We start from the raw sequence: 19,476 nt of genomic DNA, 5'->3' as shown, positions 1-19,476 counted from the left end.
TTTCTTTCTATCTCGTTCTGTTCATACTAATCCAATGCTTTGTCCATCAAGATGGTTCCTGAATGTCCCTCAATTGAGCCAAAAATCGGCACATTGTCGTAAGTGTACTGTTTGTATAGAATTTCGTGATGAGCAACAAAACCACAGTTTTTAAAAACGTGCTGAGAAATTGAATTTGCTGCTTCTGCAAAAGCAATTCGATAACCAGCATTTGCTGCATTTTCAACACAAATTTTTACTAAACTATGAGCAATTTTTTCTCCTCTGTACTCTGGTGCTACTGCTAACATATGAAGATGTAAATATTCATTTTTATCAATCTGCTTACCCAGCATATACTGTGTTTGTAGTTGCTCGAAAAGCTCCATAATTGGTTGAAACTTATCCTCACCAAACTTCTCAATTTTCAAAGATGAATCTGTAACAAAGTCACCAGCAATCACTACACCAACCACCTCGTTATTTTGATGATTTTTGGCAACAATCGTTAGTCCTTGCTCCGCTACCCCTACACATAACTGGCGAACAAAATGTGCAAATTCTCTAATAGAAAACTTCTGAACTATTGCCATTGGATCTGAGTGGATAAATGACTGGGCAACCATTGTCGCCGTTGCATCGAGCGATTCCATCTCAAAAATATCGTATTGTAGGCGTTCAGTTTTACGCAAGCATTTAATTGTGTTCATCTGTTTATCTCGTATCTAATGAAGTAGAATACGTACCTTTCTCAGAACTTTTAGTAATTATACATTCTGCTGAAGTGAAGAATTTTATACCAAAAAGTTATTGCTGTGCCCAAAGGGCGTTCGCGGAGCGTGCGCTTAGCGCAATCGCCTCAGCAAACCCCGCAAATGAACTATAATCCTGAGCAACTATTGAGACATTTAAGCCCAATTTCTTTGCATTTGCTGCGGTGTAGGGTCCAAAGCAAGCGATACGCGTAGCGTCAAGCCAAGGGCTTATCGCACAATGTTCATAATCTCTTTTCGAGTCAACCATTTGCAAAAAACCTGTTACTTCCGCAGTACTGCTAAAGGCAATGACATCTATTTTGCCTTGCTGAATCAGATTTAACTCAACCTCATAAATATCTTTATCTAAACACCGCGTCCTATAAGTTGGTACACGGGTTACCTTCATGCCCAATTTTTTTAATCCTGCAACAAAGTTTGGAATCACATCGGGTTCTGGGACGCCTACAACTTCTGGAACTGGGACAAGTATATTTTTATGAGCAATATCTGGAATTTTAGCCAATTCAGCAATAACTCCTGCTGGGCTGGGTTCTTTCGGTACTAAATCGACTTTGACTCCCAAAGCTGCTAATTTTTCTGCGTCTAATCCTATAGCACAAAAACATATATTTGTCAAAACAAGGGGGTTGATCTCCAAATCTTCTAGACGTTGGAAAAAAGCATTGATACCGTTTCTACTGGTAAAAGCAATCCAATCAAATGCATCGATATGTTGCAGTGCAGCATCTAACTCTGTAAAGTTTTCTAGTGAACAAGTTTCAATGGTTGGCATCACAAACGGCATACCACCTTGGTTAATGAGTTGTTGAGATAACCTGGCGGCATAATTACGGGGTGCGGTAACGATGATTCGCTTACCGTATAAGGGCAGTTGTACGGTTGGAGTAAGCAGTTTGGTTGACCTCCTTTGATCCCACCACTAACCCATAAGGATATAGTGGGGGACTTGTTGTGGAATATTGTTAAACTTCTGGGCAGTGCGTTAGCCGAGAGTACGGCACCATACCTGTTATGTTTTAACCTTTACTTCGGGCTAACTTTATCAATCGTCTTGATTTTACCGTCGTCCCCAACTGTCCAGACATCGTAGATACCGATCACATCGCCGTTTTGGTCAACATCTACGTTACCACTAGCTCCTTGGTAATTAATTTTTTTACCTTCTTTCAATAACTTCAGTCCCTCACACACATCAGTTACTTCTGTACCAGAACCACTGGAAACTTCGCGGATTTTACTGGCTATGCCTTCACCTGTATTCTGCTTAGCAGCTTGTGCTGCTAGTGCTAGCAAGGCGGCTGCGTCCCAGCCTTGAGGAGCGAATTCACCTGGTGCGCCTCCTCTTTTAGATTGCCACAGTTTATTTAGAGCTTCTAACGCTTTACCGTTAGAACCTGGTACTGTACCAATCACTCCAGATACGATATATTTACCATCACTGGTTTTGCCGACTTGTCCTGGAAACTCATTTGACTTCATTCCATCTGTCAGCATCACCTGCACTCCTTGCAGCAAACCTTGCTGGTACGCTGCTTTTAGCAGCAAACTGCCTGTCTCTACGTAGAAAACCCCAAGGACTGCATCAGGCTTACCAGCAAAAGCAGCAGAGGCTTCAGTATCAAAGGTAGTTGCTTTTGGATCGTAGCGGACAGGGTTGTTTTTATTAACAATAGTTCCCCCCGATTTTTCAAAAGCTTGCACAAATGCTTTTTCAAAGCCGACGCCATAGTCGTTATTTATGACGACGGTAGAAACTTTTTTATAGCCTCTTTTATTAGCAAGTGCGGCTATAGCTGGCCCCTGATAGCTATCAGGTGGAACAGTACGTGCCCAAAATCCTTGATATTTACCTTGTTTTGCCTGTTCAGTAAATACGGGGCTGGTACTACCGGGAGAAATCAGCATAACTTTATTTTGAGCCGCAATTGAGACAGCAGCAGTAGAAACGCTGCTGGCAAAGGAACCAACAACACCTGCAACTCTATCTACAGTTGCCAATTTGGTCATACCAGCAGCACCAGCTTTAGGATCAGTTTGGTCATCTACCTGAACAAGAGTCACAGGTTCACCGTTCACGCCACCGCAAGCGTTGACAGTTTCCACAAGCAAGGGGACTGAGGGTATAATCTGCTGTCCAATGGAAGACAAGTCACCAGTCGCTGGTAGCAGGGAACCAATTTTCAACCCATTACCACTAGTAGCTGTTGTTGTTGAGCCTCCTCCTGGGCTGGGACTTGTGGTATTGCCTGTTGAACTGTTTGGGGGAGCTGTATCGCAAGCAGCTGCTAGGAAACCAACTGCTAGGGTTGTCAAAGCCAGAGCAAAGGCAGCGTTTATCTTTTGCATAATATTTAGTTTCACTCCTCATTTATTCAGGAGCCTAAAAGTAAGATTCAAATTAAATGATTAATTAAATTCTTTAATGGCTCCAGATGATAAATAATAACATCCCCTTTAGAGGATGTCTGAGAAGTCAAAAATGTCAAGCCCAAGGCAGCGGCAGAGCAGTGTTCATATAGCGTACACGTGCTATAGCGTTTAAAAGCATGTCTTTTTGTGACTGACGCCAACCAGCAAAAGGCATCTTGAAAGAAAAAGTGTTATCTTCTTTTTCTGTATTTTTCTCTATAAACGGAGAGGGAGGGATTCGAACCCTCGGTACAGCCTTACGAACTGTACAACGGATTAGCAATCCGTCGCTTTCGACCACTCAGCCACCTCTCCTTGGTCACGAGGATTAATCGTAACAAACTATAGGTCTAATGTCAATAGTCATTTTTCATTTTTCATTCGTGATTGTTCAGGACAAAGGACTTGCTTTGCTCAAATCCAAAGTGTGACACGAGAGTGTCAGCCTACGCTATCAAAATTCAAAAGGATTTTTGTCATTTTGAGAGAAGTTGCAGCGGAGGAAACCTCCGCTGATTTTGAATTCCTCACAAGACGTGACAACTTCTTCATAAGACTTGTGCTCGTAACCATGCAGCTGGCAAAGCACGTAACTTTTGCCATTGAGGCACGTAAGCACGTCGAGTGAAGACATTGTAATCGTTGCGTTCAATGATATTCAAAATTCGACTGTAATGCATCAAAGATGCCCATACAGGTAAGCGAGCATCGGCAGATAGGTAAGAGATTCCCTTTTCTGCTTTGGCGTAAAATTGGCGTGCCCGTGCAATTTGAAAGCGCATTAGCGATCGCCAGCGATCATCCACCACTCCTTTAAACAGGTCTTGCTCTGTGTAGTTAAAGCGCGCCAAGTCTTCTTGGGGAATATAAATCCGCCCCCGCCTTGCATCCTCCCCGACATCTCGTAGAATATTGGCGAGTTGATGGGCTATTCCCAGAGTAATCGCTTCTTCTGTGGGGATATACGGCTGTTGATGGCAATTCCACGGAGCCGTGTTTGTGGAGGTGTCAACCCCCATCACTGCTGTTGACATCAAACCGACTGTCCCAGCAACGCGGTAACAGTAAAGGTGTAACTCCTCAAAGGTTTCGTAGCGACTTCGGTATAAGTCCATACGCTGACCAGCAATCATATCCCGAAACGGCTGAATATCTATCGGGAAACGCTGAATAGTATCCACCAAAGCGACATCAATACTATCTAATGGCTGTCCAGCAAAAATCGATTCCAGTTGCTGTTCCCACAGATCCAAAGTTTCTGGTGTCGTTATAGCAGATGCGGGACCATCCACGAGTTCGTCTGTACGGCGACACCAAGCATAAATTGCCCAAATGTGTTTGCGCTTTGGCTTGTCAACCAGCAAAGTGCCGATGTAAAAAGTCGTGGAATACTTGACTATAAGCTGGCGACAGAGTTTGTAGGACTCGTCCACAGAGACCGGTATTTTCATGCGAGGGATGGAATCAGGCAGTTGCAGCATTCGTTGCAGGCTGAAGGGTTTACGTTTGCAGGCTTTTTGAATTTGCCACCGGATGTGCTTCAGCAGTCGTGTAGCGCGTCCTACCGACCCAAAGCTTTTTCAGGCGTTTGGCTTGTTTCCTCGAAACGAGGAAGGGGTTTTCCTTCAGAAAATCCCTCGGCTGTATTACGGACGATCGCCTGCGCTGTCAGCTTACCAGAAAGTACGGCACCTTCCATACTCCCCAAGTAACGTTGCATTGTGTAACTGCCTGCTAAATAAAAGTTAGCAATGGGGGTCACTTGTGAGGGACGGTAATCTTGACGACCAGGTGTTGCTGTGTACACTGAGCGTGGCGTCTTCACGACATGATATTTCAACAGCTTTGCTCGATTGTCTCCCGTAAAGTCGTCAGGAAACAATTTTTCTAGTTCAGCAATAGTTGCTTGCAAAATTTCTTCATCAGATTTTGCAATCCAATCTTTTGCTGGAGCTAAAACTAATTCCAGCATTGATCGGTCGGGATTGGCGTATTCGCGGCAGGTATTACTCATATCGGCATAAACACTGAGCAGGGGCGATCGCGAGAAGAGCAGGTGGTCAATTTTAGTAAGTTTACGGTCAAACCATAGCTGCAAGTTTATCACTGGTACACCCTCTAAACCTTCCAATTTTTGGAAAAATTCAATTTGTTTCCAGGGTGTAGGTACCAAAATCTTCATCACGTCAACCGACATTGCCGATACGTAAGCATCAGCCGTAAATACTTCATCTTCTGCCCCATTCAATCCCCGAATCACGAAATGCTTGACTGTGCCATCGTCATTCAGCACAATTTCTTTAAGCGGTGCATTCAACCGCACTTCTCCACCCCGTGCGGTGATGTGATCAACGATTGGCTGACACAGACGTTCTGTTGGGGAACCGTCTAGAAAAGCCATTTTTGAGCCATTCTTTTCTTGCAAAAACCGATTCAGAGCTGTTAAAAGAATTGTTGCCGAAATTTCATCAGGATTTATGAAGTTCAACGCCTTAGACATGGCGATAAAAACTTCTTTTTCTACTCGTGGCGGAATCTTTTGTTTTTTCATCCATTCCGACCAAGAGTATTTGTCCATCTCTTCCACGTACCGTTGTCCCAGAATCATCGCTGGTAGCAATCCGATACCAAAGCGAATTTTTTCTGGCCATGTAAGCATATCGTTATTCCGCAGAATAGCTACTATGCCATTCAAAGGCGCTGGCACGTCTGGAAAATCAAAGCGACTGTAAGTTCCTGGATTGTTGGGCTGGTTGAAGATCATGGTGTGTTCTTTCCACTGCAATCTGTCTTCAATCCCCAATTCTTTGATCAGCTGCAACATATTGGGATATGCCCCAAAGAAGATATGCAGCCCTGTTTCATACCAGTCGCCATCTTTGTCTTTCCACGCTGCTACTAACCCCCCCAACACGTCTCGGCTTTCCAAGATAATAGGAGTGTGCCCTGCATCTGTGAGATATTTCGCACAGGAAAGCCCTGCTAAACCCGCTCCCGCGATCGCTACTCGCATTGAACCTTACTGCTCTTGAATATTTTGAATTGTTTTATCGTTTTCATTATACTTTGCAATCCGTTACATTTAGCAGTTTTTCGGTGATAGCTTTTTGAGATTGGCTGCTTCCCTCGGGGAGCATCGTCGATTACTAGCGCGTCTTCAAGCACAATTTTTGTCTCAGACTCATTTATACCCCAATCCACTTGAGTTAACAATACACTTCAATATCAGAAGATTTTTCGGTTGGCAACGGCCGTCGCAACTCAAGCGCAACAGACAACCCTTTCCACAGAAGTGTCCTCCGCATTTTACATCTTATGTACTTTCTTTTACCATTTTTTACTTAGTGATACAAAAATATAAAATCCTGATACATTTTACTCTCCCTACTCAAAAACTGCTTTTTCCTGATATTTGTGGCATTGTTGTGATCAAAGTGGACAATTTTCAAGGATACACTCTGACACAATAACCTCGTGAGTCAGCACTTAGAAAAGTCATCCCGAAACCTTTAGTGGAGGTATGTAAAAGAAATTAAGGAAAGGCTAATGGACTTTTGGAGCTTATATGACTTTTAGTGCTTTATTAGTATTAATAATAACACAGTATTAAAATGTAACTCTAAAATATAATTTTTGTTAAATTTGTTGACAAACAAAAATGGCGGCTTTGTTTGTTTGGCATCAATTTTACTGTTATATAATACTGGAAAAAAACTATATTAAGAGGATATTAAAGCTGTGCGTAATGATTTACAAGGATTAGAGATTGGTCAAAAAGAACTGCAAAAATTGACTAATTTACCTGTGAACGATGAACTCATAATTCTTACTCATCCCATGAAAAGACTACTGAGTCGAGTTGTAGAAAGAGCCAAAGGTTCTGAGGCTGCTACGGTAATTTTTATTGGAATGACAATATTAGTTTCTAGTTATGTTGCTTTTGATGTTATTATCAGACTCTTTGTTAATTGGGTTACTATACCTTCCTGGCTACTATTAGTCATATCTAGTTGTTCAGTAGGAATTTTGACACAAATATTCTTTTATATTTTGTGGAAGCAAAGAAGTCGTACTGTCAGACAGAACATGACACATTCGCTAAAAATTCTCTTGAATGATGTTGAAAGACATAGTGCTGTCATTAAAGCAATAGACATCAACGATCAAATAGAAGCCGCAGGAAATTCAGGAGTGAGCTTGAATGAAAGAAAGAAAGTTATAGAAGCACTAAAAATGACAAGAAATGATTTGGTTCGGGCATTAAAAACAGAAAGAATTCTAAGAGAAAATAAAAAATTTATTGTTAGTAAATTAGAACTGTTTGCGGATAATTTACCAACATTAACAGTAATGCAAGTGAGCGAAGAGGCTAGTGAACACGGACGATGGCTGAATGAAGTATTCCAGATTGCATTGGATGTACAACAAGAAATGAAAAGTTTACAGAGTCAGGGATCTTGAAGTTGTAAACTCTTAAGAATCTCCAAACCTGAAAAACAGACAGTGTTAAAATCTATGCTCTTGCAAAAAAGCTTTCACAGTTTGGTTAAACGCCTCAGGCTGTGTTAAAAAAGGCCAATGATTACCAGGAACTTGACAAACGCGTAAATTTTTTAAATTAGTTTTGTAAGGTTGGAGTTGCCAATCTTTACGGTTAAGTCCTTTTTCTGGCTGCACAAACAAGGTGGGGATATAAATGGGGGCTGTAAAACCGGGACAGAGCATCACTTCCTCAAAAATTCTATCGCGAGCTGCGATGGTAAATTTACTACCCCAAGTCCCATCGGTTTTTTGTTCAATACTTGCTTGAAAAACTTGCTGTTGTAAGGGACTCCATCCTTGAAACTGATTTAACTGACACGCTTGCTGTTGGGCTTGATCGTAAGTCGCAAATGGTCCCATACCTTTGAGAAAGGATAAAAATTGGTACAAAACGGGAAAAGTAACCTTAAAAAAGCTGGGTATTTTCCAAATAAAAATGGGATCGACCAGAACCATACTCCGTAAACGCTGCGGATTAATCCTTGCCCATATAACAGCTAGTTTACCTGTCCAGGAGTGCGCGACAACATGAGCAGATGACCATCCCAAGCTATCCATCAGTGCTTCTAAGTCTTTGATCGCACTCTCAAAACTATAATCTTTCTCTGGTTTGTCACTCTCACCATGACCGCGCATATCTGGCGCGACTATATGGTAATCTGGGGCTAAGTCATCTCCTAGGCTCGACCAAACTAGGGCGTTGTCGGCTAAACCGTGTAATACCAGTAAAGGTTCTTGACCTTGGTTCCACTCTAAATAAGAAAGTTGGATATCAGGTTTCGATAAGGTTTGACGTATTGGCATGATCGCAGATTACCAGACTTTGACAGGTTTTTAGTTCTACAGATTTAGAAATCGATTTATTTGTTTTACTTTCTTATCAAAAAAAAGCGTTTCTACACATCCGTAGGTTTTATTTTGTCTGGCAATCAAACAATCTGAGCCTCTCACGCTTCGGTAGAAAACTGCTAGCAGCATATCAAACAAACACCATTCACCCTGTTCCCTATTCCCTATTAAGCGTTAAGCGTTAAGCGTTCCCTCAATAGACACCAAAGTGGATTTTAGATTTGCGATTAATCCTAAATCTACAATCTAAAATCCAAAATCTAGTTACCGATTGACTGCTGCAGCTTCTCGCGCTGCAGTTGCTTGCTCTGGGTGAATACCCAGGCGGGTAAGGTTAATTCTGCCTTTGTTATCAATTTCTCGCACTTTTACAATCACTTCATCACCAACTGTGACTTCGTCCTCAACTTTGCCAACACGGTAGTCAGCCAGTTGGGAAATGTGGATCATCCCTTCCTTGCTAGGAAGAAATTCCACAAAAGCACCTATTGGTATAATTCGTGTAACTTTCCCTGCGTAGACATCACCTTCATTGAGCTTTCTTGTCATGCCTTGGATGATGAGCCGTGCTTTCTTAGCCTTGGTTTCATCCACAGCAGAAACCGTCACTGTGCCATCATCTTCTATATCTATTTTAGCACCGGTCTCTTCGGTGATACCCTTAATCGTCTTGCCTCCTGGTCCAATCACCAGACCAATCATGTCTGGATCAATCCGGATAGTCAACAGACGTGGGGCATAAGGTGACATTTGAGGGCGCGGTTGATCGATTGTCTGAAGCATTTTCTCCAGAATATGCAACCGTGCTGCTTTGGCTTGCTCGATCGCTTGGGAAATTATATCCAAGGATAGACCGGATATTTTCATATCCATTTGTAGGGCGGTTATGCCTTTGTCTGTCCCGGCAACTTTAAAGTCCATATCGCCCAAAAAGTCTTCTATACCCTGAATGTCAGTCAGGACTCGGACTTCGTCGCCTTCTTTTATCAAACCCATTGCAGCACCACTAACGGGTTTGGAAATGGGTACGCCTGCATCCATCAATGCCAGTGTCGAACCGCACACTGAACCCATTGAGGTGGAACCGTTGGAAGAAAGCACTTCCGATACCACCCGAATCACGTAGGGAAATTGTTCTTTGGGCGGTAATACGGGTAGCATTGCTCTTTCTGCCAGTGCTCCGTGACCTATTTCCCGACGTCCTGGTGCACGTAAGGGTTTTGTTTCCCCAACGGAGAACGGTGGAAAATTGTAATGGTGCAGGTAACGCTTATGTTGATCTTGTTGTAAGTCATCAGCCAGTGATTGAGCATCTCCTGGTGTACCAAGAGTGCAAGCAGATAGCACCTGAGTTAATCCCCGGTTAAATAGACCGCTACCGTGGACTCGCTTGGGCAAAATGTCAACATCACAAGATACAGGACGTACTTCATCAAGCTTACGACCGTCAACGCGAACATTATCTTCGATGATTTGACGGCGCATCAGCTTTTTAGTAAGGTCTTTGAAGGTATTATCAAGAGCCTTACTATTTGCCAATGCGGCAACGCGGACAGAATCTTCTTCGCTAAGTTCTGCGATCGCAGCTTTAATCGATTCCTTGACTGCATCTAAAGCTGTATCGCGCTGTGTTTTGTCAAAATCAAATTGTGACAGAATTTCCTTAATTTCAACAACAGCGCGATCGCGTATATAGTTTTCCAGCGTTGAGTCTACCTCTGGTGGCTCTTCGTGTGGAATTTCTATACCAATTTCAGCCATCAAATCTTGCTGCGCCCTAATCAGATCCTGTACGGCTTCGTAGCCAAATTCAATTGCTTCGATAATGTCTCTTTCTGAGAGTTGATTTGCTCCTGCTTCCACCATGATCACGCCTTCTGGTGAACCAGCAACGATCAAATCTAGGTCCCCAGCTTGAATTTCTGCATAGGTCGGGTTAATGATAAAATCATCTCCTACTAACCCGACACGCACTGCCGCCATTGGTCCGTTAAATGGTATTTTTGCCATTAAGGTGGCGATCGAAGCACCTGTGACTGCTAGCACATCAGGTGGCACCAACTCATCCATCGAGAGTGTCAGCGCAACAATTTGCAAATCGTCTCGCAACCAAGACGGGAACAAAGGACGTAGTGGACGGTCAATTAAACGACTAGTGAGAGTTGTTTTTTCTGGCGGACGACCTTCTCGCCGCATTATTCCTCCGGGAATCCTACCTGCCGCATACAGTCTTTCTTCGTAATCTACTGTCAACGGAAGAAAATCAATGCCCTCTCTGGCTTGTGATCGCGTAGCCGTCACCAAAACTGTTGTGTCCCCAGATTCTATCAACACCGAGCCACCAGCCTGGGGAGCTAAATGACCAACCTTCAGTCGAATATCCCGTCCGTCAAAGGATATTGACTTCTCAAATTCTCCCATTCAATTTTTTTTCCTTCTATGCACGCTATTCTCTCTCTGTGGCAATCCTAACATTTATGCCCTCTGGCTGGCGTCACTCACACACCTAAAGATCAACAACTTTAGACTTGAGCACCCAGTATCAAGTTTGCTGACAGTGGTGGGATTAGAGTACCCATGAGCGATTGCTCTGGTCAAATCTTAATAAAGATGCGGGTAATGGATAGCTGGAGTTCGGGGAGGGTTTGGCACAGGTGTATTCTATTGCAAATGCAAGTGCGCTATAATCAGCAATCAGCCTGAATACTACTAGCTAGCTCTGTTTGCAAGGAAGTTGTTTTGAGGAATATATTTTCTCTTTAACAATAGCAAGCTTTGATCCTTTTGTGATCTTTTATTCTTCTAACTCTATGAAACTTCTACTAATACCAAGTTGTATTGTCTTGAAGAAGAACACATAGGTCAGAACGCAGAACCCAGCAATATGATTGGATGGGGATTGGGACCCCAACCAATTGAATACAACGCTCTTATCCTGCACCAGGGAAACCCTCCCGCAGTACTGGCTCCCGTATAGACGGTGGGGTTTTAAACCCAAAGACTTCCGTACCAGAACTCTACAATTTATGCGCTTGTCTTTCTTTCTTATTCTGATTCCTGAGTTCTGAGTTCTGAGTTCTTTTTGATAACGTAATTTGTATTCAGCTAGTGGAACCTAGTGTCGCTTGCTAATCTCATGTCTCAACATTACGCCAAAGAAGCTAAATTGGTATAAAGTAGTAAAAGAATGATTCTTATTTGCTAAATTAGATAAAAAATGTAAAAAAAACAATTTTATTTTATAGAATATATATTCTGAAAAAATAGTCATTTAATGATGAATAAAAAATAAGAAAGACATAAATTTTAGTAGTTTCGCGAACATTTGAGAACTGTTAAATGGCAATTCTACACGGTACTTGGTTAAGACAAAATCAGGGTTGTTTATTTGTTTGGGGAGAGACTTGGCGAACTCTTGGGACAAATTCTAGTAAGAGTCCATTGAGTGATGTATCAATACATCCTCTGGCAATGACGCCATTAGAGTTAATCGAGTGGCTGGATTCACGTAACATTTCAATTGTTAAAATACCGCACCCCAAACGTGTAGAGACGTCACAGACAAAATCTCTCAAAAATGGGAAAACGCCCAAAGCAGCCAGTACTGCCGATGTGAGTTTGCCAACACACGAACTCGTGGTTGCCCTACCAACTTATATTTTAGAAAATACTCAGGACGCAACAGTTGAAATCTTTCCAGCGCATTCAGCCACATTAGATTCACCAAACAAAACTCCCCAGTACTTACAACCGTGGCTTGTTGAAGGTTTTTGCCTCAACCCCGAAGAGGCGATAAAATTCCTGACTTCGTTACCTCTGAGTGTTCCTAATGGTGAAGATAATTTTTTGGGAGGAGATTTACACTTTTGGGTGCAGGTTGCCCGCTGGAGTTTGGATCTGATTTCGCGTGGTAAGTTTTTGCCGACAATTCAACGCCAAAGCGATAATTCTACAGTGGCGAAATGGCAAGCACTTCTAGATAGCGCCCAAGATGGAACTCGTTTAGAAAAATTTTCTCAATTGATGCCATTGGCTTGTCGCACTTATCAGCAAAATTTCCAATTCGGGGAAGATGAGGAGGCAAAATCCTCCTCATCTGTTCACATAAACTTGCCACCCGAACCCCAAGAATTACTGCTGGGATTTCTTAACAGTACAATAGATGCTCAAGTACGAGCGATGGTGGGTTCCCAACCTCTGTTAGAGACCAGAGTGATGGCGTCTTTACCAACGACGGTGCGACAGTGGTTAAATTCTCTGACGGCTGCATCTAACACAGTTAGCGCTGATCCTTTTGGAGTGCAACGATTAGAGACGGTGTTGAAAGCTTGGACTATGCCCTTGCAATACCAAATGGCGGGGAACAACCAGTTTCGTACCTGTTTCGTATTGCGTTCTCCAGAGTCAGGGGGACAGACTCATTGGACTTTAGCTTATTTCCTCCAAGCTGCTGATGATTCCAATTTTCTCATAGACGGAACAACAATTTGGAACCACCCTTTAGAAAAATTTGTTTACCAAAATCGAACAATTGAACAACCACAAGAGACATTTTTACGCGGTTTGGGATTAGCTTCACGATTGTATCCACAAATTGCAGCCAGCTTAGAAACTCCGTATCCTCAATTTTGCCACCTCAACCCAATTCAAGCTTATGAGTTTATCAAGTCTGTAGCATGGCGGTTTGAAGATAGTGGTTTGGGTGTAATTTTACCGCCTAGTTTAGAGAACCGCGAAGGATGGGCAAATCGTTTGGGTTTGAAAGTTACTGCCCAAACATCTAAGAAAAAGCAAGAACGTTTAGGTTTGGAAAGTTTGTTGAATTTCAAGTGGGAATTGGCGATTGGTGGACAGACAATTTCCAAAGCAGAATTTGATAGGTTGGTGGCGTTGAATAGCCCATTGGTAGAAATTAATGGCGAGTGGGTGGAATTGCGATCGCAAGATATCAAAACAGCACAAACCTTTTTCGCTTCTCGTAAAGAACAAATGGCGCTGTCATTGGAAGATGCTTTGCGTATCAGTACAGGAGACACTCAGACGATTGAAAAATTACCAGTTGTTAGCTTTGAGGCGTCTGGGGCATTACAGGAATTGATCTCTGCCTTGACGAATAACAAAGCAGTTGAACCCTTGCCCACACCTACCAGCTTCCAGGGAAAATTACGACCTTATCAAGAACGTGGGATGGCGTGGCTTTCCTTTTTGGAACGTTGGGGCTTGGGTGCATGTCTGGCGGACGATATGGGACTTGGCAAGACCGTGCAGTTCATCGCCTTCCTCTTACACTTAAAAGAACAAGAAACACTCGAAAAACCCACACTACTTGTTTGCCCAACTTCAGTTTTAGGAAACTGGGAAAGAGAAGTTAAAAAATTTGCTCCAACGCTAAAAGTGATGCAATATCACGGTGACAAGCGCCCTAAAGGTAAGACGTTTGTAGAAGCAGTCAATAAGCATGATATAGTCATCACTAGTTACCCGCTCATTCACCGTGATCTCAAATCATTGCAGAGCGTTTCTTGGCAAATCATCGTTTTAGATGAAGCACAAAATGTCAAAAATTCAGATGCAAAACAGTCACAGGCGGTACGACAAATAGAATCTACATTTAGGATTGCTCTTACGGGAACACCAGTAGAAAATAGATTGCAAGAACTCTGGTCGATTTTGGATTTCCTAAATCCTGGTTATTTGGGAAATAAGCAGTTTTTTCAGCGGCGTTTTGCAATACCAATTGAGAAGTATGGTGATGCGGCTTCGTTGAATCAATTGCGTTCATTAGCTCAACCTTTTATTCTACGTCGTCTGAAAACTGACCGCAGCATTATTCAAGATTTACCAGAGAAGCAGGAAATGACTGTGTTTTGTGGTCTGAGTGCCCAGCAAGCTCAACTGTATCAGAAAGCTGTGGAAGAGTCTCTAGCTGAGATTGAAGAAGCTGAGGGTTTGCAACGCAGAGGCATGATTTTAGCTTTACTCATCAAACTAAAACAAATCTGCAATCACCCATCGCATTACTTGAAGCAAGACACATTGGAACAATATCATTCTGGGAAACTCCAGCGCTTGCAGGAAATGTTGGAGATAGTTGTCGCAAGTGGCGATGCTCCAGCAGGGAGCCGCCCAAGGGGCGATCGCGCTTTAATTTTCACTCAGTTCGCAGAGTGGGGTAAGTTACTCAAACCATATCTGGAAAAACAGCTAGGACGAGAAATTCTGTTCTTATACGGTAGTACTCAGAAAAAACAACGTGAGGAAATGGTGGATCGTTTCCAACACGATCCTCAAGGACCACCAATTATGATTTTATCCCTGAAAGCTGGTGGTGTAGGATTAAATTTAACACGAGCCAATCATGTTTTCCACTTTGACAGATGGTGGAACCCAGCAGTAGAAAATCAGGCGACAGATAGAGTTTTTCGTATTGGTCAAACCCGCAATGTCCAAGTTCATAAATTTATTTCAACTGGCACTTTAGAAGAAAAAATTCATGACATGATTGAAAGTAAAAAACAACTTGCCGAACAAGTTGTTGGTGCAGGTGAAAATTGGCTGACAGAACTAGACACAGACCAACTTCGCAACTTGCTCATACTTGACCGGAGTGCAATTATAGATGAGGAAACCGAATGACAAATGATACCCTTCAAGGAAGTCGAGAATGGTGGTCCCAACGGTGGCTTGATTTGTTAGATTCCTATCGTTTTAAGAAACGTTTGGAACGTGGAAGAATTTATGCACGTCAGGGAAATGTTCTTAGCATTGAGTTTCAAGGTGCAAAGGTATTAGCTAGAGTACAAGGTAGTGAACAAGAACCATACAAAGTTTCTTTGTCCCTTGATCCTTTTACTGAGGAACAGTGGGGTTATGTGATTGAAACAATGTCTCAAAAATCAATGTTTTCTGCCAAGCTACTAGCAGGAGAAATGCCGCAAAATATGGAAGATGTTTTCACTGCTAATGGTCTTTCCCTATTTCCTTTTACCTTATCTGATGTCCATAGTAAATGCTCTTGTCCTGATAAAGCTAACCCTTGCAAACATGTCGCTGCAGTTTACTATCAGTTAGGCGATCGCTTTAGTGAAGATCCATTTGTTCTTTTTAAATTACGGGGAAGCACAAAAGAGAAAATTATCAGTGATTTACGTCACCTACGCAGCAAAACTGTTAAAACTTCACAAAACGAACCATCTGAGGTTCAAGAGTCAACACACGAGAAACGATTCTCTGTAAAAATCGAATCTTTCTGGCAATACAATGAGCCATTGGAATCTTCTTTAGTCGTTATTGTACCATCAACAGGCGAAACGATTTTAGATGTGTTGGGGTCAATTCCTTTGGCTAAGGAAGAGGAAAATTTAACAAATTTAACCGCAGCTGATGTGGTGATGAAGTATTTAGACACAGTGTACAAAGATGTTAGCCAGAAGGCTGTTTTGGCTGCAATGAATGTTGGAGGAGGTTAAGATAATGATGAAAACAGTCAAGATGGGGATTTCAACTTCAAAGTACATCCAGACTTATAGAAGTGGTGCACTTTGACTCCCAAGTGAAAACTGGTCAGGTGATTGTTACCAGCATCTGTACAGCCAAATTTGGACTTCGCTTTGGTATATTTTTTGTCTTCCTGATAATTAGTTGAACGATGGAATGCTATAAAAGCAGAGTAATCCAGTCGAAGACACATGGAACTTCAAACCAAAATAATTACAGTGGAACTAACTGATGGTACAAGTGTTAGAGTTGAAGCGACACAGATAGGCGATCGCAAAGTAAATTTTCAATCTCGACCTTTTGAAGAAGTTACCACCGCTATTGAATCGTTGACCAAAGAAATTGTCGAAGCATTACACAAGGTTAAGCCAGATAGAGCAAGTGTAAAGTTTGGTGTTGATATTGCGATTGAATCTGGTAGACTTACCGCTTTACTAGTAAAGGGTTCCAATACAGCGAATATAGAGATTACGTTAGAATGGGGTCAATAGTTCCAAGCTCAGACATGTAAAAATACTAGACTTTTTGTAACAATTGTTACTATTTAAAACTAGCAACTGAGATTAACTAAAGTAACCCAAATTATCTATTTAACCTCTGACAAAGTTTCCTGAATGATTAAAACTGACTTCACTGGTCGTTTTACCAGATTTCCCTTTGAATCAACTTTTCCATAGAAGGTTTTGCCGTCATAATAAAGCGAAGACGAACTTCCACCATCCAGATTCATCGCTTTCTCAACACCAAGAGTTTTCATAAAATGAGCCAGTTCTGGCAAGGACATCCCAGAGTTACCAGGAGTATTTGGTTTTTGAGCAACCATCACCAAAACAATGCTGCCATCACTGATAATACCAATAGCACTTCGAGCATTGGGTTTGGTACTACCAAGAGCATCTCTTTTGTTAGCGTTATCTACAAAACCTTCTTGGACTGAGGTTAGTTCTGGTAAGAGTTGGGGACCACCACCCACAGCATCAACTAATTGACAACCTCCAGCTGGAGGCTCACTGTGGAGAGTGATAGAGTAACGGATAGTTTGCTCGCACAAGTATCGCCGAAATTCTGTACGATTGAGAATCTTGTTGAGGTAAGGTTTTAGGTCAGGATTATCTACCAATCGCTGATTGTCTTTAGGATTACCCGTTAGTTTTCCTTGTTGAAAAACAATAGATGTTGTTTTTTGGTTGACTGGATCAAAAAAGCCAGCATTGATGATGGCAACTGCTTGATGCTTTTTGGCAACTTCCTCTACTGTATTTAGTTGTGATGACAATGCAGGAGTTACTATAAATTGGCTATGAGCAGGAACTCTCAAGATATGGACAATGCTGTTTGGTAAATTACGTTGCTCATAGTTCATGGTTTTGGTGATTAAGTTTGTTTGTTTTGATGTTGCAGTACGAAAAAACAAAAGCAGCACAGTCGCACTGATAAATACTCCTGCTAGTATCCACATTTTTTTCATGCATTTTCGCCTCAATTTAGCCGAATAGATTATATCCTTTGAAGTTGGGCGATAAGCCAGAGGCTTTAGCTTGTGCGTATCGCCCAAAGAACAGATGCTGCTAGAGGTATCGCATTGCTCACTGGACAAGAACCAGCTCAACAAGCAGAGTTATTGTTACAACAAGAACGACAACAGCAGAATTGGCACAACAACGCGCTGAACGTTTAGCAAAGCAATTGAGGGCAATGAGTATAAATCGGGATGAGTGAGTGTTACAAACAGATCCCCGACTTCTCACCATAAGTCGGGGATCTTGGTTTTTCAATTCTCACAACTCCTCAAGGATTGCGATTATATAAGCCCCAAATGGCGACTTGTTAGAAACTCGGTTTTTGAGAAAGACTCAAAATTTTCTACTTTTTTGCGGTTTCTACTGAGGATAGCTTGTAGCTAAGTATAATAAATTAAGTCTGCCGATAAAAGCACAGTTATGACATGCTGTCTCAATCCAGTTTGCCACAATCCGCCTAATTCCGATGGCACAATGTTTTGCCCCAACTGCGGAACAGGACTGGTGGTGCTGAGAAACCGCTACCGCCCCATAAAATCATTAGGTAGCGGGGGATTTGCCAAAACTTATCTGGCAGAGGATCTTGACAAACTGAAGGAAAAGTGCTTTCTTAAGCAATTTGCGCCACAAATACAAGAAACTGGGGCGTTTCAAAAGGCAAAGGAACTATTTGAGCAAGAAGCAACCCGTTTGCAACAGTTAGGGGATCATCCACAAATTCCCACGTTGCTAGCATATTTTGAGCAAGATAATCGTTTGTATTTGGTGCAGCAGTTTATTGATGGGCAAGATTTATCAGATGAATTAAAACAGCAGGGCCGTTTCAGTGAGCAGCAAATTCGGGAATTATTGGTTGATTTGTTAAACATACTAAAGATTGTTCATCAGCACAAAGTTATTCACCGCGATATCAAGCCAGGAAATATCATTCGTCGCAGCAGCGATCGCAAATTGGTGTTGATAGACTTTGGTGCTTCCAAGCAACTGACACAAACAGTCATGTCTGAACAAGGAACAATTATTGGCAGCCTTGGTTATGCACCATTGGAACAAATGCAGAGTGGCGAAGCGTATCCAGCAAGTGATTTATACAGCTTGGGCGTAACTTGCTTTCATTTGCTCAGTGGTATTAAGCCTAGGGAACTGTTTAATAAACAAGGTTATAGATGGGTGTCCTTTTGGCGACAGCATTTGCAGCAAAGCGTGAGTCAGCAATTCGGGCGTATTTTAGATAAGTTGCTGCAACAAGACTACCACCAGCGTTATCAGTCAGCGCAGCAAGTGTTACAAGATTTGAATCCACCGCCACTACCATCTGCTGTACCTCCGAGAGTACACTTGTTGCCTCAACCGTCATCAAGATCGCCTGCAACTTCAGCCAAGCAGAAAGGCAACTTAAAGCTGCGTGGTGCCATCCTGTTGCTGGGGTTGGTAGGAACTCAAATCTATGGGTATTTTCGATATGAAGTATTTCCGTTTAATCCGTTTCTCGTTGGTAGCCCACCAAGTAGTTTTTTTCTGAAATCTACTCTGACTGGGCATACCGAGGGGGTTTGGTCCGTCGCCATCAGCCCAGATGACAAGACTCTGGTGAGTGGGAGTTGGGACAACACTATCAGGATTTGGAATCTGCAAACACCAGAGTTGAAATCTACCCTTGAGGGGCATACCAACTCGGTTTATTCCGTCGCCATCACCCCGGATGACAAGACTTTGGTGAGTGGGAGTCACGACAACACTGTCAAGATTTGGCGAATGCCGTAGGCTGATCCCGTCCTTAAAGCTCAGGAAACGCCCGATGGGTTGCCAGGGATCACGCTCGTTGCCCGCGCTCTATGCGTCGCATCAGCATCAGGAGTATGTCACAAACACTCAAATTTATCTACTATTGTGCGGTTTCT

General features: G+C 42.4%; 14 protein-coding genes and 1 tRNA gene. 6 read left to right on the top strand and 9 right to left on the bottom strand.

What is annotated here, in order from left to right; translation table 11 throughout:
- Window positions 1–26: 26 nt before the first annotated feature.
- The 6 genes from DP114_RS23985 to pds all read right to left on the bottom strand — a co-directional run bounded on the left by DP114_RS23985 (window position 27) and on the right by pds (window position 6,180).
- Entirely contained in the window at window positions 27–689 is a 663-nt protein-coding gene (locus DP114_RS23985) for a GNAT family N-acetyltransferase (protein ID WP_171977299.1), read from the bottom strand.
- Between the two features lie 97 nt (window positions 690–786).
- Window positions 787–1,650 carry a uroporphyrinogen-III synthase gene (locus DP114_RS23980; RefSeq protein ID WP_171978286.1) on the bottom strand — a complete coding sequence of 288 codons (864 nt, stop codon included), beginning with the start codon at window positions 1,648–1,650 and terminating at the stop codon, window positions 787–789.
- Between the two features lie 131 nt (window positions 1,651–1,781).
- Entirely contained in the window at window positions 1,782–3,104 is a 1,323-nt protein-coding gene (locus DP114_RS23975) for an ABC transporter substrate-binding protein (protein WP_169267324.1), read from the bottom strand.
- A 286-nt stretch (window positions 3,105–3,390) separates the two neighbouring features.
- Window positions 3,391–3,482: transfer RNA gene (locus tag DP114_RS23970), tRNA-Ser, on the bottom strand.
- 233 nt (window positions 3,483–3,715) lie between these two features.
- On the bottom strand, window positions 3,716–4,648 hold the full coding sequence (gene crtB / locus DP114_RS23965; protein WP_169267323.1) for a 15-cis-phytoene synthase CrtB: 933 nt from the start codon (window positions 4,646–4,648) through the stop codon (window positions 3,716–3,718).
- An 80-nt stretch (window positions 4,649–4,728) separates the two neighbouring features.
- Complete coding sequence (gene pds, locus DP114_RS23960; protein ID WP_169267322.1) at window positions 4,729–6,180, bottom strand: 15-cis-phytoene desaturase; 1,452 nt, start codon at window positions 6,178–6,180, stop codon at window positions 4,729–4,731.
- Between the two features lie 725 nt (window positions 6,181–6,905).
- Here pds and DP114_RS23955 point away from each other — a divergent pair.
- Window positions 6,906–7,628 carry a hypothetical protein gene (locus DP114_RS23955; RefSeq protein ID WP_169267321.1) on the top strand — a complete coding sequence of 241 codons (723 nt, stop codon included), beginning with the start codon at window positions 6,906–6,908 and terminating at the stop codon, window positions 7,626–7,628.
- Between the two features lie 45 nt (window positions 7,629–7,673).
- Here the strand turns inward: DP114_RS23955 and DP114_RS23950 are convergent, their stop codons facing one another.
- Both DP114_RS23950 and DP114_RS23945 read right to left on the bottom strand, forming a co-directional pair.
- A complete protein-coding gene (locus DP114_RS23950) occupies window positions 7,674–8,513 on the bottom strand; it encodes an alpha/beta fold hydrolase (RefSeq protein WP_169267320.1) in 840 nt (279 codons plus the stop codon).
- 309 nt (window positions 8,514–8,822) lie between these two features.
- Entirely contained in the window at window positions 8,823–10,979 is a 2,157-nt protein-coding gene (locus DP114_RS23945) for a polyribonucleotide nucleotidyltransferase (RefSeq protein ID WP_169267319.1), read from the bottom strand.
- Between the two features lie 918 nt (window positions 10,980–11,897).
- On the opposite strand from DP114_RS23945, the gene DP114_RS23940 reads away from it, so the two are divergent.
- From DP114_RS23940 to DP114_RS23930, 3 genes are all read left to right on the top strand, one after another.
- The gene (locus tag DP114_RS23940; RefSeq protein ID WP_171977298.1) at window positions 11,898–15,194 is read left to right on the top strand and encodes a DEAD/DEAH box helicase; all 3,297 of its coding nucleotides are present in this window, start codon (window positions 11,898–11,900) and stop codon (window positions 15,192–15,194) included.
- Entirely contained in the window at window positions 15,191–16,027 is an 837-nt protein-coding gene (locus DP114_RS23935; RefSeq protein ID WP_169267317.1) for an SWIM zinc finger family protein, read from the top strand. The genes DP114_RS23940 and DP114_RS23935 overlap by 4 nt, the downstream gene beginning before the upstream one ends.
- A gap of 219 nt (window positions 16,028–16,246) precedes the next feature.
- A complete protein-coding gene (locus tag DP114_RS23930; protein WP_169267316.1) occupies window positions 16,247–16,546 on the top strand; it encodes a CU044_2847 family protein in 300 nt (99 codons plus the stop codon).
- Between the two features lie 95 nt (window positions 16,547–16,641).
- Here the strand turns inward: DP114_RS23930 and DP114_RS23925 are convergent, their stop codons facing one another.
- On the bottom strand, window positions 16,642–17,523 hold the full coding sequence (locus tag DP114_RS23925; RefSeq protein WP_171977297.1) for a phosphodiester glycosidase family protein: 882 nt from the start codon (window positions 17,521–17,523) through the stop codon (window positions 16,642–16,644).
- Window positions 17,524–17,595: 72 nt separating this feature from the next.
- Here DP114_RS23925 and DP114_RS23920 point away from each other — a divergent pair, with 72 nt between their 5' ends.
- Entirely contained in the window at window positions 17,596–17,733 is a 138-nt protein-coding gene (locus DP114_RS23920; RefSeq protein WP_169267314.1) for a hypothetical protein, read from the top strand.
- Window positions 17,734–17,995: 262 nt separating this feature from the next.
- Window positions 17,996–19,339, top strand: coding sequence for a serine/threonine-protein kinase (locus DP114_RS23915; RefSeq protein WP_172195279.1), 1,344 nt, complete (start codon window positions 17,996–17,998; stop codon window positions 19,337–19,339).
- Window positions 19,340–19,476: the final 137 nt, after the last annotated feature.

It is taken from the genome of Brasilonema sennae CENA114 (assembly GCF_006968745.1).
Classification (GTDB): domain Bacteria; phylum Cyanobacteriota; class Cyanobacteriia; order Cyanobacteriales; family Nostocaceae; genus Brasilonema; species Brasilonema sennae.
The sequence above is the reverse complement of the archived record's forward strand: the minus strand, read 5'-3'. Positions and strand labels throughout refer to the sequence as shown.